Source organism: Emcibacteraceae bacterium (assembly GCA_041396985.1).
Classification (GTDB): Bacteria; Pseudomonadota; Alphaproteobacteria; order Sphingomonadales; family Emcibacteraceae; genus Pseudemcibacter.
Map to the genome: position 1 here is coordinate 883,068 of JAWKXO010000001.1, position 16,012 is coordinate 899,079.

Annotated in this window: 15 protein-coding genes; 2 read left to right on the plus strand and 13 right to left on the minus strand. The window is 41.0% G+C overall.

All coding sequences use genetic code 11. The features are described from left to right. Positions 1-181 precede the first annotated feature (181 nt). From R3D86_04280 to R3D86_04310, 7 genes are all read right to left on the minus strand, one after another. Positions 182-1,726, minus strand: a complete 1,545-nt coding sequence (locus R3D86_04280; GenBank protein MEZ5757417.1) for a 2-isopropylmalate synthase — start codon at positions 1,724-1,726, stop codon at positions 182-184. Positions 1,727-2,067: 341 nt separating this feature from the next. After that, positions 2,068-3,228, minus strand: coding sequence for an acetylornithine deacetylase (argE, locus tag R3D86_04285; protein MEZ5757418.1), 1,161 nt, complete (start codon positions 3,226-3,228; stop codon positions 2,068-2,070). Positions 3,229-3,307: 79 nt separating this feature from the next. Then, positions 3,308-3,901, minus strand: a complete 594-nt coding sequence (gene folE, locus R3D86_04290; GenBank protein MEZ5757419.1) for a GTP cyclohydrolase I FolE — start codon at positions 3,899-3,901, stop codon at positions 3,308-3,310. Next, complete coding sequence (apaG, locus tag R3D86_04295) at positions 3,902-4,309, minus strand: Co2+/Mg2+ efflux protein ApaG (GenBank protein MEZ5757420.1); 408 nt, start codon at positions 4,307-4,309, stop codon at positions 3,902-3,904. A 40-nt stretch (positions 4,310-4,349) separates the two neighbouring features. Then, positions 4,350-5,564 (minus strand): O-succinylhomoserine sulfhydrylase, encoded by a 1,215-nt coding sequence (gene metZ / locus R3D86_04300; GenBank protein MEZ5757421.1) that lies wholly within the window; start codon positions 5,562-5,564, stop codon positions 4,350-4,352. A 69-nt stretch (positions 5,565-5,633) separates the two neighbouring features. Continuing rightward, on the minus strand, positions 5,634-6,572 hold the full coding sequence (locus R3D86_04305; protein MEZ5757422.1) for a radical SAM protein: 939 nt from the start codon (positions 6,570-6,572) through the stop codon (positions 5,634-5,636). A gap of 83 nt (positions 6,573-6,655) precedes the next feature. After that, the gene (locus tag R3D86_04310; protein ID MEZ5757423.1) at positions 6,656-7,897 is read right to left on the minus strand and encodes a M20/M25/M40 family metallo-hydrolase; all 1,242 of its coding nucleotides are present in this window, start codon (positions 7,895-7,897) and stop codon (positions 6,656-6,658) included. Between the two features lie 121 nt (positions 7,898-8,018). On the opposite strand from R3D86_04310, the gene R3D86_04315 reads away from it, so the two are divergent. After that, positions 8,019-8,327 carry a DUF1272 domain-containing protein gene (locus R3D86_04315; GenBank protein MEZ5757424.1) on the plus strand — a complete coding sequence of 103 codons (309 nt, stop codon included), beginning with the start codon at positions 8,019-8,021 and terminating at the stop codon, positions 8,325-8,327. 28 nt (positions 8,328-8,355) lie between these two features. Here R3D86_04315 and R3D86_04320 read toward each other — a convergent pair whose 3' ends face one another. Beyond that, complete coding sequence (locus R3D86_04320; protein MEZ5757425.1) at positions 8,356-10,383, minus strand: NADPH-dependent 2,4-dienoyl-CoA reductase; 2,028 nt, start codon at positions 10,381-10,383, stop codon at positions 8,356-8,358. Continuing rightward, on the minus strand, positions 10,376-11,155 hold the full coding sequence (locus R3D86_04325) for an enoyl-CoA hydratase-related protein (protein MEZ5757426.1): 780 nt from the start codon (positions 11,153-11,155) through the stop codon (positions 10,376-10,378). Before R3D86_04325 ends, R3D86_04320 begins: the two co-directional genes overlap by 8 nt. 94 nt (positions 11,156-11,249) lie before the next feature. On the opposite strand from R3D86_04325, the gene R3D86_04330 reads away from it, so the two are divergent. Continuing rightward, positions 11,250-11,825: a carboxymuconolactone decarboxylase family protein gene (locus tag R3D86_04330; GenBank protein MEZ5757427.1), complete on the plus strand. Its 576-nt coding sequence runs from the start codon at positions 11,250-11,252 to the stop codon at positions 11,823-11,825. Positions 11,826-11,861: 36 nt separating this feature from the next. Here R3D86_04330 and R3D86_04335 read toward each other — a convergent pair whose 3' ends face one another. Genes R3D86_04335 through R3D86_04350 form a run of 4 tightly spaced genes read right to left on the minus strand, consistent with a single transcriptional unit; the run spans position 11,862 to position 16,011 of the window. Further along, a complete protein-coding gene (locus R3D86_04335) occupies positions 11,862-13,073 on the minus strand; it encodes a glycosyltransferase family 4 protein (GenBank protein MEZ5757428.1) in 1,212 nt (403 codons plus the stop codon). Next, positions 13,070-14,656, minus strand: coding sequence for an alginate lyase family protein (locus R3D86_04340; GenBank protein ID MEZ5757429.1), 1,587 nt, complete (start codon positions 14,654-14,656; stop codon positions 13,070-13,072). Before R3D86_04340 ends, R3D86_04335 begins: the two co-directional genes overlap by 4 nt. Before the next feature lie 55 nt (positions 14,657-14,711). Next, entirely contained in the window at positions 14,712-15,518 is an 807-nt protein-coding gene (locus R3D86_04345; protein MEZ5757430.1) for a formyltransferase family protein, read from the minus strand. Next, positions 15,508-16,011: a hypothetical protein gene (locus tag R3D86_04350; GenBank protein MEZ5757431.1), complete on the minus strand. Its 504-nt coding sequence runs from the start codon at positions 16,009-16,011 to the stop codon at positions 15,508-15,510. Before R3D86_04350 ends, R3D86_04345 begins: the two co-directional genes overlap by 11 nt. Between the last annotated feature and the right edge of the window lies 1 nt (position 16,012).

Here is a 16,012-nt window from a genome sequence, read left to right on the forward strand (position 1 = left end):
TAATGATTATTATTAATTACGCAAACTTATAAACTGTTTGTATTAACATACTATTATTATTGCAAATTAATTATCAGAATTTAATAAATATTGATAAAATAAAGAGCTTTTGCATTTAATTCGCGGCAAATTTAGGGCAAAGAGCGTTATATTGCCCTTTGCCTCATAAAAATTGACTATTTTAAGCTGATAATTCTTCCGGTTTGCTTTTTTCGCGTTTGACCAAAAGTTTATTCAGCGCATTCAGATAAGCTTTAGCAGAGGCAACCAGAGTATCGGTATGCGCAGCATGCCCATTTACCGTTTTACCATTTTCAGAAAGACGGACGGTCACTTCTGCCTGCGCATCTGTCCCTTTGGTGACAGCGTGGACCTGGTAAAGATCAAGATCAGGCTCTCCATCAATCAGTGAAGACAGAGCAAGGAAGGCAGCATCAACGGGTCCATTACCTTCACTATGCACTGTTTTGACGTCGCCGCCATCAACAATTTCAAATGTAGCGCTGTTTGGTACATCTTTGTCACAGACAAATTTCCAGGACGTGATCTGCATTCCTTCATTGTCACGCATACCATCATCAACAATGGAAATAATATCTTCGTCATAAACCACTTTTTTTGCGTCGGCGAGGTCTTTGAACTGCTCAAACGCACTTAAAAACTCGTTGTTGCCTAAAACATATCCCAGTTCTTTCAACTTTTCACTAAACGCATGACGTCCGGAATGTTTACCCATAACTAGGGTTGATTTACCCAATCCTACTGATTCCGGCGTCATAATTTCATAAGTTTCAGCATTTTTAAGCATACCGTCCTGGTGAATACCACTTTCATGGGCAAAGGCATTAGCACCAACAATCGCTTTATTATGCTGAACGTTAAGTCCGGTAACCGATGACACCAAATGGGATGTTTTGGTTATATTTTCCGTTACAACACCCGTTGTATATGGCAATACATCATGACGTGTTCTAAAGGCCATGACCACTTCTTCAAGGGCCGCATTACCAGCACGTTCCCCAATACCGTTGACCGTACATTCAATTTGTCGGGCACCACCCTGAACTGCCGCGATAGAATTTGCCACCGCAAGTCCCAAATCGTTATGGCAGTGGGTTGAGAAAATGGCTTTATCGGAATTAGGAACATTCTCGATAATTTTTCTCATCATTTTTTCATATTCCTGCGGAATTGTATATCCTACAGTGTCAGGCACATTGATTGTGGTCGCGCCAGCTTTAATGGCAATTTCAATTGAACGGTATAAAAAATCTTCATCCGTTCTTGTTCCATCTTCACAGGACCACTCAACATCATCACAAAGATTTCGTGCATATGAAACGCTTTCCTGAATTTTATCCAGAACCGTTTCAGGGGACATCTGCAATTTATGTTCCATATGAAGGGCACTTGTCGAAATAAACGTATGAATTCGCGGGCGTTTTGCACCTCTCAATGCTTCCCACGCACGGTCGATATCCTTAATCGAGGCCCGCGCCAAAGAACAGACAATTGTTTTTTTCATCAGTGCCGAAATTTGTGACACGGCATTAAAGTCGCCATTTGATGCAATGGCAAAACCAGCCTCAATGACGTCTACACCCAATTGCTCAAGTGCTTCCGCCACTCTTAATTTTTCATTTAATGTCATTGAACAGCCTGGCGACTGCTCACCGTCTCTTAATGTAGTATCAAATATAACTACTCTGTTTTTATCTCTAGTCATTGACCTAAGTCCTTTATATTCTTTTAAATAATTTATCATATTTCCCGAGAATATAAATATATTTTATATTGAAATCTCGGCGTCGAAGGATTTTCTCCCCTAAACGCTCGCTAACATTTTAGCTTTAAATCTGTGAAGCGCTCAGGGGCGAGTAAGTCGACCAAGACCGAGTAGTGAGAGCGAGGCAAGCAGAATATTCGCACCGGAAATAGACTTCCGCGCGATTAATATAACTTTGTTTATGGCATTATGATTGCCCATAATATTCTTTACCTCTGCGTTTATATATTTTTCCTTTTAACGGTAAAAAGTTAATTTGGAAATAAAAAAATTACAAAACTCTATTTTTTTACGATTTCCAGCAGACGGTCCAAAAACCGTTCACAGGCCGTTAGCTCTGAAATATCAATATATTCATCCGCTTTATGGGCTTGAAGTATGCTTCCAGGTCCGCAGACAACCGCTGGCACACCACCTTTTTGATAAAAAATTCCCGCTTCCGTACCATATGATACAACATGGGTTGAGTTTTGTTCAGCAAGATGCTTGACCAATGCTTCAACATCAGATCCCGTTTCCGGGAACAGGCACGGCACTTTTGCCAGAAACTCCGTTTTTACGTCACCGTATTTATCTGATTTCAGCCTCATTTTCGGAATGATTTTATTTTCAACAAAATCAACATAACGATTATAAATCTCGTCTTCATCAGTGCCCGGGATGGGACGGTAATCCCATTCAATTTCACAGTAGTTCGGGGTGATATTGGCAGCCGTACCCCCCTTTATGCGGCCAGCGTGAACCGTGCAGTATGGCGGATCATACCCTTCTACATCTGTGGGGCGCGCCCTCATTTCTTCCTGCATTTGATCCAAAAACATCACAATTTCAGCGGCATAATTTATCGCATTGACACCACGGTCCGTGCTTGAATGATTTTCATGTCCATAAACTTTTGTCAGCAAATGCCGGATACCTTTATGACTGTTTACAACCTTCATCGATGTGGGTTCCCCGACGATACAAGCACGCGGCTTAACGGGCATTTCATTTACTACATCGACCAGTCCATGGACACCTGTACATCCTGTTTCTTCGTCATATGAAAATGCAAGATAAATTGGCTCTTTTAATTCCGCCGCTTTAAAGTCCGGAATTTTTGCCAAAACACAGGCGATAAAACCCTTCATGTCACAGCTTCCACGACCATAAAGCCGGCCGTCTTTTTCTGTCATATCGAACGGATCATTGGTCCAGTTCTGCCCTTCAACGGGCACAACGTCGGTATGGCCTGACAGCATTATCCCCGGGACATCAGCCGGACCAATTACAGCCAGTAAATTTGCTTTGTCTTCATGCAGGTCCCTGACAAGGCGCGATTCAATATTATGGTCTTTTAAATAATCCTCAATAAAATGGATTAAATCCATATTTGATTTTGAACTGACCGTATCAAATCCGATAAGTTTATTCAGGAGTTCTTTTGTAGACATTCTATCCATTTCTCACCCATTAATCATGATTTATTCTGCATGCAGGATATGACCAATTTCGTATCAGGGTCTTTTATTTTAGCAAAATTCAGCTGTTCATTGCATTAAGAGGGCCGACAACGGCAAGAAATTCTCGGCGTGTTTTTTCATCCTCACGAAAAGCTCCAACCATTTGACTTGTAACCATAGAAACGCCGTGTTTATGAACACCTCTGGTGCTCATACATTCATGAGTGGCCTGGATAACAACACCGACCCCTAACGGCTCAAGAATATCCTGAATACAGTCGGCTATCTGCGCTGTCATTTTTTCCTGAACCTGAAGTCGCTTGGCATAGGTTTCAACAACACGTGCAAGCTTGCTAATACCGACAATTTTATTTTTGGGAAGATAGCCGACATGAGCCTTTCCAATGATGGGAGCCATATGATGCTCGCAGTGAGATTCAAATGGAATATCCCTCAGTACGACCATTTCATCATAGCCATGCACCTCTTCAAAAGTGCGCGAAAGATACTCTCTCGGATCCTGATGATACCCTTTATAAAATTCATCGTAAGATTTCACGACGCGCTTGGGTGTATCTATCAGCCCTTCCCGCGACGGATCTTCACCTGCATATCTAAGCAAAGTACGAATGGCTTCTTCCGCTTCTTTTCTGCTTGGTTTTTTATCTGACATTTAATGAACCTTCCTGTCTTCTGTCGGGATATCCAGTGAAAAAGTTGGTATTTCCACATCAAAATAGGCCCCGTCCATTACTTTCATTCTATAGCTACCCGTCATAAACCCAGATGAAGTTGTGAGTGGCGCTCCGCTCGTATATTCAAACGCACCACCGGGCTCCAGAATGGGCTGCTCGCCCACTACACCTTCGCCGTCCACTTCATGTTGCTGGCCATTTCCATCTGTAATTATCCAATGACGTCTATGCAGTTGAACCGTTTCCCTGCCATAATTTTCAATATGGACCTGATATCCCCAGACATAATGCCCTTCTTCCGGAACTGATTCCTGATCAAGGTAAAAGGGGACTACTGAAACGCCAATATCATTGGTAATGGATTTATATTTTTTTTGTTCGTCCATAACGCTGCTCTTTAAAATACTAATCAAATCAAATTGACTGTTACAGTCCAGCGATCTTTGCCGCTCTTGCAAAATCCTCGATCAAATCATCCGCATGTTCAAGACCGACTGAAAGCCGCAACATACCTTCCGTAATTCCCATATCAAGACGCGCACTTTCCTCAACAGACTTATGTGTCGTGCTTGCGGGGTGAGTCATCAGGCTTTTCGCATCCCCTATATTATTGGAAATATCCGTCACTTCCAATGCATTTAGGAATTTAAAAGCCTGTTCTCTGCCACCGGGGACAAACACCGTTACAACTGTACCGCCAGCTGACATTTGTTTCATCGCCAGTTCATGCTGTTTGAAATCGGGACGTCCGGGATAATTTACTGACGTAAAGACACCAAGATCGGCAAGGCCATCAGCCACTTTCGCAGCATTTGAGCACATTTTATCAATTCGCAAATCCAGCGTTTCCATGCCTTTAAGCATCACCCAGGCATTAAATGGGCTTAAGTTTGGCCCGGTATGACGAATATAGGGAAGAATAATTTCATCCATATTTTTTTCAGATGTAAGGATACAGCCGCCAAGGCAACGGCCCTGCCCGTCAATATGTTTGGTAGACGAATAAATTATAAAATCGGCCCCGTATTTTACCGGCTTCTGCAAAAGTGGCGTCGCAAAAACATTATCAACAACAACCAATGCGCCATTTTCATGAGCCACGTCACAAACGAACTGAATATCCACGACATCAAGGGTTGGATTGGCTGGAGATTCAAGGAATACAGCCGTGGTGTTTGGCTGCATTGCCGCTTTCCAGGCTTCGTTATCCTGCCCATCAACCAGAGTGCAGCTGACACCAAATTTCGGCAGGATATTTTCAATGAAGACGCGGCATGAGCCAAACAAAGTCTTGCTGGAAACCACATGATCACCAGCTTTTACAATTGAAAGCATCGTCGATGTCATCGCTGCCATCCCGGTTGCCGTTGACCGTGCCGTCTCCGCGCCTTCAATCAACGCCATTCTGTCTTCAAACATTGCACATGTCGGGTTGCGCAGACGCGAATAGGTATAGCCGTCCTGTTCCCCATTAAAACGGGCGGCCGCGTCCTCTGCACAGTCATAAGCATAACCTGATGTCATGAACATGCTCTCGCTTGTTTCGCCGAGTTCGCTTCGATAAGTGCCTCCGCGAACAAGTTTCGTTTGCAAACGCCACTTATCCGTTATGTCTTTATTTTGTCCTGTGTCTCGTTTCATTATCGTTACCCTGACTTGTAATTACGTATATTAGGCTGGAATATTTTTTTAAATTTAAACCAGACTCCGCTAATTACTACAGGATGCCCCACCAAGTACACAAAAAGTTGAACAAAATGGGTGATTTAATGAAACGTCCTGCCGCGCAGATGAAAGCGTGTCGCCCATATTAAATTGCTGATCATAGGCAAGAAGTGTACAGGCCATGATGGCAGGACGATCTGCGCCCTTATGTTTTACAACCATTCGGGACGTGGCACACATCATATTTTCAGGATTAACATTTAATATCCCCCAACAGGCCGTGGTGATTTCAACCACATCCTTCTGCAAATCCATTTCCGGGAAAAGTATAAGCTTATGGGGATTAATTGCATCAACCTTAATTGATAACTCAGAAAATAACCTAGCATAGCCCTTCCTAAGCTCATCTTCGCTCTCGTGGGTAAACGTTCGCCCTGCTACATGGATATCAAAGCCGTTATCCGATAGCCATTTAAGCCCCATTATCATAGGCTCCCAGCTTTTATTCCCACGTTCCTTCTCGTGAATTTCTCTGGTGTAATGATCCATCGAAACCCGGATTGACAAGCGGTCAGAATAGCGGCTTTTTAAATCAAGCAACGCATCCTGATGACGCATCATAGGCCTCATGGCATTGGTAAGAACCAAAATCCTGAACCCAAAATCCAGCGCGGTTTCGAGGATTTTAATAATATCCGGGTTCATAAACGGCTCCCCTCCGGTCAGGCCGATCTCTGAAACCGCAATATTTTTCTCTTTTATTTCTTCGAAAAATGGGATCACCTCTTCCAGACGGATATAGGAGAGCGCATCATTTTTAGGGGACGATTCAATATAACAATTTTCACATTCAAGATTACAAAGTGTGCCCGTATTAAACCATAGGGTTTCAAGGTTTTTCAGGCGAACATGGGCCCGCGGGCTGCCATCCAGAGTAAAATCAGGATTACTAAATTTACCGGTATTTTCAATTAATTTGTCCATTGGCGAACCATACATCAAAAATTTTATCCCCGATATCATTAATTTGTAACATAATCGTGATTACAAACATGTCAATTGAGACTTTATTCAGCGTGAGCATTTCCAATTGTAATTGCTGTTAAAAACACATTCTTTGCTGTGCGAACCATGGTTGAAATATCCGCCCATTCATCCGTAAAGCCACGACGTCCCCCTCTTTCGCTTGAAATGCCAATCGATAATGTTCCACCCGCAATCGATACATTTAAATTTGCCGATCCGGCATCTGATAGTCGCGGGCTATTTCCAAGATACTCTGATATTTTAATTGAGGTTTGCAACAGTGAAGACTCCCGGGCACCCTCAATCTGCCCCGGAGGCGTATCAGAGACGACTTCCATTTCAAACTTAATTCCCAGTTCTTTGGTTACTTCAGCAAGAATGTCACGCACTTTATCTTCCATTGTCATGATATGCTCAAGATCAAGTGACCTTACATCAAGCGAAAACCAGCCATGTTCCGGTTTATGATTAAATACCGATCCACTATTAATTACCGCTACATTTAACCTTGTGCGTCTGTCCTCATAAATCTGCGGTTCCGGGATTTGCATAATTCTGTCCACGGAACGGCCAATGGCCTGATTAACATTGGGAAGACCGCCGTTAAGGGTATGTCCGGCCGGGCCATATGCATGAATTTTCCACCAGTGAATGCCTAATGCTCCATAACTGATGCTGTTTCCCTCACCCAGAACATCTACAAAGGCAATCGCCTTATCTTTATAATCTGCATAAAGTTTTTTCATGCCCCGAAGCCCTGTTTCCTCCTCCGCGACACCGGCAAAAATAATATCATGCTCGGGAATAAAGCCCATATCGACCAACGCTTTTGCCGCCATTAATAATGAAACGGAAGTTAAGGATGTGTTGGTTCCAGGCCCAACCACCCGGTCCCCGTCAATATGCGGCAAGGTTCCCGCCGCCCGTTGATTTTCGGCCACTGTTGTCAAATCATCAAGTGTCGAAACAAAGATCAGTGCCTTTCCTGAACGCCCCCTAATTTTACCGATAACATTTGGAGCCTCATCTATATGAACATCGCTTAGTCCAATTTTTTTCATTTCTTCAGCAACGGCCTCTGCCCTTTCCTGTTCTTTTCCCGAGGGGGAAATAATACCGCCTATTTTAATCAGCAAATTGGCAGCATCATTACGCATCCCATCAATTTCAGATAATCCTTCCTTTACGTGTTGGTCATTAATGACCTCTTCCAATGACCTTTCACCTGCCAATGCTGTAATGCTGTTTAACAAGATAAATGTAGATAAAATAAATCTGAACAATTGAAGCTCCCCTATGAATATTTTGATAAAAAAGCATACTTTATTCTGGATATCAAGCCTGATTGATTTAAGCTAAAACTGTTGATAAAGATTAGTTTCATAAATTGTGAAAGGCCAGACTATGCTGGAATTAAGACCCAACTGTGAATTTTGTGATAAAGATTTGCCGCCGGATGCTAATGACGCCTGTATCTGTACTTATGAATGTACATTCTGCCGTGATTGTGTTGATAATATTCTTGAAAATGTCTGTCCCAACTGTGGTGGCGGGTTTGAAAAACGCCCCATCAGACCCAAAACGGCCAGACGCCCTAACGTAAGCCTCGCTCACGACCCCGCATCTACAAAACGGAAAAATACAAAATATTCCATGTCTGAAATAAAGGAATTTTCCAGCAAGGCCAAAGACATTCCACCGTCAGAACGCTGATTTTAGACTTTTTTATACGATAATTTTATTAAAGTCCGGCCATTAATCTTGTGCCCTGGTCAATCGCCCTTTTAGCGTCAAGTTCTACGGCTTCCTCGGCACCACCGATTAGATGAAATGGTTTTTTTAGTCCGGTTACAAGTTCACGCAAGGGTTCCTGCCCGGCACAAATGATAACATTATCAACGGGGAGCAGTTTTTCTTCACCGCCAATTTTCAAATGAAGTCCCTGATTATCAATTTTTATATAGACGCAACCGGCAATCATTTTTACGCCTTTTTTAAGAAGCCCAGCCCGATGGGCCCAGCCGCTTGTTTTACCAAGCCCGCTGCCTATCTTAGAATTTTTCCTTTGAAGTAGAAATATTTCTCTTGCCGGCTTACCAATTTCCGGGTTTATCCCTTCAATGGCGCCGCGGGTCTCTAAGCTCATATCCACGCCCCATTCATTCATGAATGTTTTAATATCTAGGCTTGCAGAAGGTTCGCATTTCTCATGAACCAGAAATTCGGCAATATCAAAACCAATTCCCCCGGCACCAATAATGGCCACTTTTTTACCAACAGGTTTCATATTTTTAAGGACATCCAGATAACCCAGCACTTTCGGATGATCTATACCCGCAATATCAGGCACCCGGGGAGTGACGCCTGTCGCAACCACCACATCCTCAAAATCGCTTACATTTAATTCATGAGAAGTCACTTTATGGTCAAGCTTAAGACTTATGCCTAAAAGCTCAATCTGGCGTCTAAAATAGCGTATTGTTTCATTGAATTCTTCCTTGCCCGGAATTTTCTTAGCAAGATTAAACTGACCGCCAATTTGATCTGTCGCATCAAAAAGGGTAACATGATGTCCCCGCATCGCTGCTGTGCAAGCAGCCGCCAGCCCAGCAGGACCGGCCCCGATTACGGCAATTTTTTTCTTCCGTTTCGCTGGGGTAATGTTAAGTTCCGTTTCATGGCAGGCCCGTGGATTAACCAGACAACTGGTCAGTTTCATCTGAAAAACATGATCAAGACAGGCCTGATTACAACCAATACAGCTGTTAATTTCATCTGCCTTTCCGTTTGCCGCTTTATTAACAAATTCCGGATCCGCCAAAAACGGACGCGCCATTGAAACCATATCTGCGTCCCCTCTTGCCAAAACGGCCTCCGCCACCTCAGGCGTATTGATACGGTTTGATGTGATCACCGGCACTGACAGGGACTTTTTTACTTTGGCCGTGACCCAGGCAAACGCGGCTCGCGGTACTTTTGTGATGATGGTTGGAATACGCGCTTCGTGCCAGCCGATCCCGGTATTGATAATATTGACACCTACTTTTTCCAGCGCTTTGCCGAGCTTAATGACCTCTGGCAATGTACTGCCATCCTCGACCAGATCAATCATTGAAAGCCGATAAATAATAATAAAATTATTGCCGACTGCTTTTCTTACCCGCCGCACCACTTCAAGGGGGAAACGCATACGGTTTTCATAAGAACCGCCCCATTTGTCATTTCGCCGGTTGGTGCGGTGGACAATAAACTGGTTTATGAAATATCCTTCTGAACCCATAATCTCAACACCATCATAGCCCGCTTTTTTTGCCAGTTCGGCACATCTTGCAAAATCATCTATGGATTTTTCAATTTCCTCTTCGGAAACTTCATGTGGCTTGAACGGATTGATCGGTGCCTGAATGGCGGAAGGTGCCACCGAATTCGAATGCGCGGCATATCGTCCTGAATGCAGGATCTGCATACATATTTTGCCGCCTGCTTTATGAACGGCTTCGGTCACTGTACTGTGGTTATTAACATCCTTTTCATTTGCCATTTGCCCGGCACCGGCAAAAACCGCCCCTTCCGCATTTGGCGAAATACCGCCCGTCACAATCAGCCCTACACCGCCTCTGGCTCTCTCGGCATAAAATGCAGCCATGCGGTCAAACCCTCCCGGCACCTCTTCCAGACCCGTATGCATTGACCCCATAAGGATACGGTTTTTAAGCTGACAAAACCCCAAATCAAGAGGTTCCATAAAATGCGGATAAAATTTATTCATCTTTATGGGACGCTCTTTTTGCCACAAAAGCTTCAAATGCAGCCTTGACCGGTTCAGATGAAAAGCATTTTAAGAACTCAACCATTTCCCGGTCAAACGTCTTCATCCTTTTTTTACTGTCATGGCTCATAAGCTTCTTTGTCGCCAATACGGCCTGCGTTGGCATGGCGGTGATGGTTTTTGCGCTTTGAAAGGCCATTTCAAGCGGGTTTTCAACGACAGCCGTCAGCAGTCCGTCTTTTGATGCTCGTTCCGCGGTAATGGTATCGCCCAGCAGGAGCCATTCAGAAGCCCTTGCCCGACCCATCAGCTGAGGCATGATATAGCTGGCTGCTGCTTCCGGGCTAAGGCCCAGTTTTACAAAAGGCATTGAAAAACTGGCTTCCGGTGATGCATAGACAAGATCACAATGGAGCAGCATTGTTGTGCCAATACCGACAGCAACCCCCTCCACCGCAGCGATAATCGGTTTTGGAAAATGGATCAGTGTATCAATGAATGCTGGTGCTACATGATTTCGGCTGAAGGATTGATTTTGCTGAAGCTCAATAAAATCATCAATGTCATTTCCGGCGGAAAAACATTCTTTTTCACCCGAAATAAGGACCAGTTTAACATCATCATTCTGTTCAACATCGTTCAGCATTTTTGTAAGCGCACGGTACATTTCAAAAGACAATGAATTCATCTTTTCCGCTCTGCTAATTTTTATATGAAGAATTTGGTTTGATAGTTCTGCAACCAGACTGGAGGGTAAATTATCAATTTTCATCTTATTCTATTCCCTTGTTGATTGACTTAAATTTAAAATATACCCTTAAGTCTACGAAGCATCCAGCCTGTAATTGATTTTTGGAAATATACCGATGACAAGCGACATAAAACTAGAACCCCTTGCACTGGCCGATTGGGATCCTTCCCTGTCAGAAATTATTGATGACATGAACGGCAGGCCGCTTAATGTTCATAGCCTGATGGCCCATAATCCTGAGCTTCTAAAAGCCTGGTGGAATTTCAGAAATTATTCCGTCAATGGCGGCTCGCTTGGAAGGAGAAAGGGAGAACTGGTCATTTTACGCGTGGCCGTTCATATGAAATCCTGGTACGAATGGGCATCCCATGTTGATCGCTCGCTTTCCTGTGGCCTTAGTATGGATGAAATAAACCGGGTTAAAAAAGAAACCGTTAAGGACTGGGAGCCTTCTGAGGCCATATTACTAAGCGCCGTGGATGAACTTATTAAAAATCACGCGCTTTCTCAGGAAACACTGTCCGCTCTTAAAGACCATTATAGCCATAAGCAAATTATGGACATCATCGCCATCCACGGTATGTATATTATTTTAGGCTGCATGATTAACAGCTGGGGCCTTGAACTTGATCCTCATATAAATGAAAGACTGCCGGAAGGGATGGTGGAAGATAAATTTATGTTTGTCTGAAAAGCGATCTAATTAAATTGATCCAATTCGGATTATTTAAATCTTTAAAGTACTTATGTAAGAAAGCATTTTGTCGGCAAGTCTGTTCCTGTCATATGCATCAGCGAGTTTTTTCTCTCCACATTGAATGTTTGCATATAAAATTCTATTATTTTTAATTTCGGTCACCGACTTTATAAACTCCTCTTCATTTTCCGGTTCAAAATAGAGACCTGCATTATATTGTTCAACTATTTCACGAGCTTGTCCATCCACACCCAGGAGAATTGGTTTACTCATTGCAGCAGATTCAAATATTTTAGAGGGTATTACTGCCTTAAAAGTATCAGACTTTTTTAATGGAACTAACACAGCATCAGATAAACCTACATATTCAGAAACTTCATCTTTAGAAACAGGAGGAAGAAAAGTGACATTGTTCAACTCCAATTCTCCTGCTAATTGTTCAGTAGACAATTTTGCGGCTCCATCCCCTACAAACAAAAAGTGAATAGAAGAGTCATTTATTTTTTTCAAAGTTCTGATTATGAAATCCAGTCCATGCGCCATGCCATGAGTACCAATATAACCAATGATAAACTTATTTTCTAAATTCAGTTTTTTAAGCAGTTTTTCATTTTTTTCTTTGACAGGAAATTTTTGAGGGTCAACACCATTTGTTACAACATGAATTTTTTCTGCCGGAATGCCTCGTCCAATCAGATGTTTTTTAAAGGCATCAGACACTGGAATAATCATATCGGCACTCCTATACATGAACTGCTCAATTTTTTCAAAAATCTCAATTGCTATACCTTTTTTCATTGCCCCCACAGAAACAATGGATTCCGGCCAAAGGTCACGAAGCTCAAAAACCCATGGCCGCATTTTCAACTTAGATAAAGACCATCCGGTAAAAGTCGTAAAAAATTGTGGTGATGTAGCAATGATAACGTCACAAGATTGAAAAAGTCCCACCCAGAATGCCATAAATGCAAAACTTGTATAATCTATTATTCTTTTAAGGAACCCTTCGTTTGCGGTAATATAGCTCCAAACACGAATAACTTTTATTCCATCAATATACTCTTTTTGGTACAATTTGTTTTTAAACCCATCATAAACTTTTCCCTGGGGAAAATTTGGCACACAGGTGATAATCGTAACATCTGCTCCACTCTCAACCCAACGTTTGCAATGGTCATAGGTACGGGCCGCTGGCGCATTGACTTCAGGAGGAAAATTATCTGTTATAAAAAGGACCTTCATATAGAAATCTTGGTTGTCAGTTGTTTTATAAATGTTATTTCCAGAACTTTAGCAGGAATTAGATTATTAAATTTGGGTGCATATTCATACTCTTTAATATTGATGGAAATATCCCCTTCAAATTCGATTTTGATAGGGCCAGCATTAATAACATTTTCTTCAATTGATACCAATATATTGGGATGGAAATGTATTCTCGCCGTCGCTATATTAGAATTTTGGACTTTATCAATAAGTTTGACAAATCCCTTATCAAAGTAAAACTCTCTTTTATGGCGTATTTTTTTTGATTTATAGATAAAATACTCAGCGGAAACATTATAGTTATTCACTTCTCTTTTTATTATTCTGGCCCTTCTGGCTACTCTGAAAGCACCCCAGATTTCACTTTGTTCAAAATTATCAATTTGCACTGTATTATGGGATACCGTACTCCGTTCTAAATTGCGCCTCTCACCTAATTCGTAGGTACTTGTCCCTGTATCGACAATAATTGGGATTCCATGGGCAAAAAGTTCAAAATTCAACATATCACAGTGGGCATGCCCAGGAATATAATCAGGACCGATTTGTCCCGCATCTCCAAAGAATGAATAATTTTCACCTTCAAATCTGAAATATCCACTTTCAGGCAAATCTGTCATACCCGTTTCTAAATTTGAAACTTCTCCTAGTCCCATTGAATGATATACGATTAGAAGTTCATCTAATTTTGGCGAAATTCCATAAGCCGCATCATTGAAAAGGGGCGGATTTCCGTCTGGTCTGGTCATATAAATCAGCCACTGAACAGCATTTTTGGCCGCTAATTGCCAAGTCGTCGGAATTTCCATATTATTCAGTTTCAGCAATTGAATTATATCGAGAAGATCTTCTGTCAAGGTAGCATGATATGTAGTACTGAGTTCAAAATGAGCGCCATCTTTTAAAAACTGTTCAGGAATTTGTTCCTGAAGAATTCTATATCCTTGCTGATACCAATTATCGGCCTCTTTTCCTTCAAAAAATAAACCTGAAAATATAAGTGCCTTGGCATTTGCAAAAAGATGGTTGCCTAGGAGATGGAATTCAAGTGTCCCGATTAAATATCTTGTTTGTATCGCCAGACTTTGAATCGCCTGATCATATAATTTATTCCCTGATAGATTCCATTTAATCCAATTAACAATTCGTAGAGAAATTGGGTAAGGCTCCCATCCATTTCCTTTCCCTGGGGGGTTTTGCTCAATCCATAAATTAATTAAAGTCTGTTTTAAACTATTTGGAGTTTCGTCATTTAAAAGGCCATCAAAATAATGAAGGTTATAAAGCCAGAGCTTAGGAATATTATGGTCGTTCCATCCTTCAGGAAAAGAAAGTTTTTTAGTTAAATTTAAAATATTATAATTGCTTCCCGGAATAAAAACTCTATGTTTTTTAATAATCTTATGTCCATAAGGAGAAGAAATTTGGTAGCTCGGCGCTGAAGAAGCATCAACTTTTACACTAAATAACCTTCTTGTAAAACGATTGATTAACTGTATTAGTTTTAAATGTCGCAAGGTATAAAAATAAAGCATAGATGCCATTTTTACATTCACCATTCAGTTTCTTAAATTAGAATTATTAGAATGCGTACTTAATTTCCACTTTAGAGTTTCATCCATAATTAGAAAATTTCTTAAGCGCCTTATCAATATATTTTTCTAGTCTGCGATTAACGATAAAGTATTGTTTCCCCTCATCTTCTTTTTGAGCCTCTAATACAACTTCATTATTTAGGAGTTGTATGCTACTATTTACTATAAATTCAGGCATTTGACGCTCCATGCTATTTCTCATTTCACCTATTGAAGAGAATTTCTTTGCCTCGATGTTTCGTCTTTTAATGATATCTCCTGTATCAATACTCTTGTCCATTAAATGCGTTGTCAAGCCGATATTATTAAAATCCCCCCTTAATATAGGCCATTGAACAACATCCATTCCTCGATATATTGGTAAAATACCCATATGACAGTTAATTACACCACGCCCAGAATGTTTTATTATATTCTCTCTTATTAGACCACCACCAGTAAAGATTATACAATTTGGTTGCCTCTCTTTAATAAAATTTTCTGCCTGTAAGTTATTAATATCTGATGTCTTTATTAAATCAATGTTTCTTTCCTGACAAAATTCAGGAATAGAAACAAAATTCATACTATTTTTCTGCATATAAGTAATAATATTATCATTATTAGTAGTTGGATTCTCAGCACTCTTTAAAATCAACTTACGGTATATTTTACGAATTAGCCTTACTCCATCACGACTAATTTCACTCTTTATTCTTTTCAAATTTAAAATCTTATTAAGTATTACACCTTGTATTTTTATATCATTACGTTCCAACAAATATAATACCGATAATGTATATCTGCTGTAAGGATTTGGAGAAATTACAACTATTTTATGCTTCATTACTAAACTCTACATACCTACTCGGGTTTGAAACTACCGTTACAATAATTTTTCTTAAATTTTGCTGCTTCCAATTTTTCGATGAAAATTTTACATTAAGACTATCATATCCATTACAAGTAGCATTAAATAACAATATATCATTGTAGTCGTACGCATAAATAGCCAAAAGGCAAACCATTCGCTCTAGGCACAATTGAGCATTTTCAGCGCTCCCAAATCGCTTACAACTTATCTTCCATAAATTAGGTCTATTAATTTCGATATACCGCCTTACTTTTTCAAGCCACTCAGATAATGGAAAATTTTCATTCGATTGAGTGAAAGATAAAGTACTCACCAGCTTCTCAAAAAGATCCTGATTAAATTCTTCAATTTTAGAGGGAGGATTATTTATCCTCTTATTATAGTCAAAGTCTTCCCGTTTCTGTAACGGCTCCCCCAATTGAATATTATTTAGCCATTTATTGATTAAATTCGTAATTTCATCCATT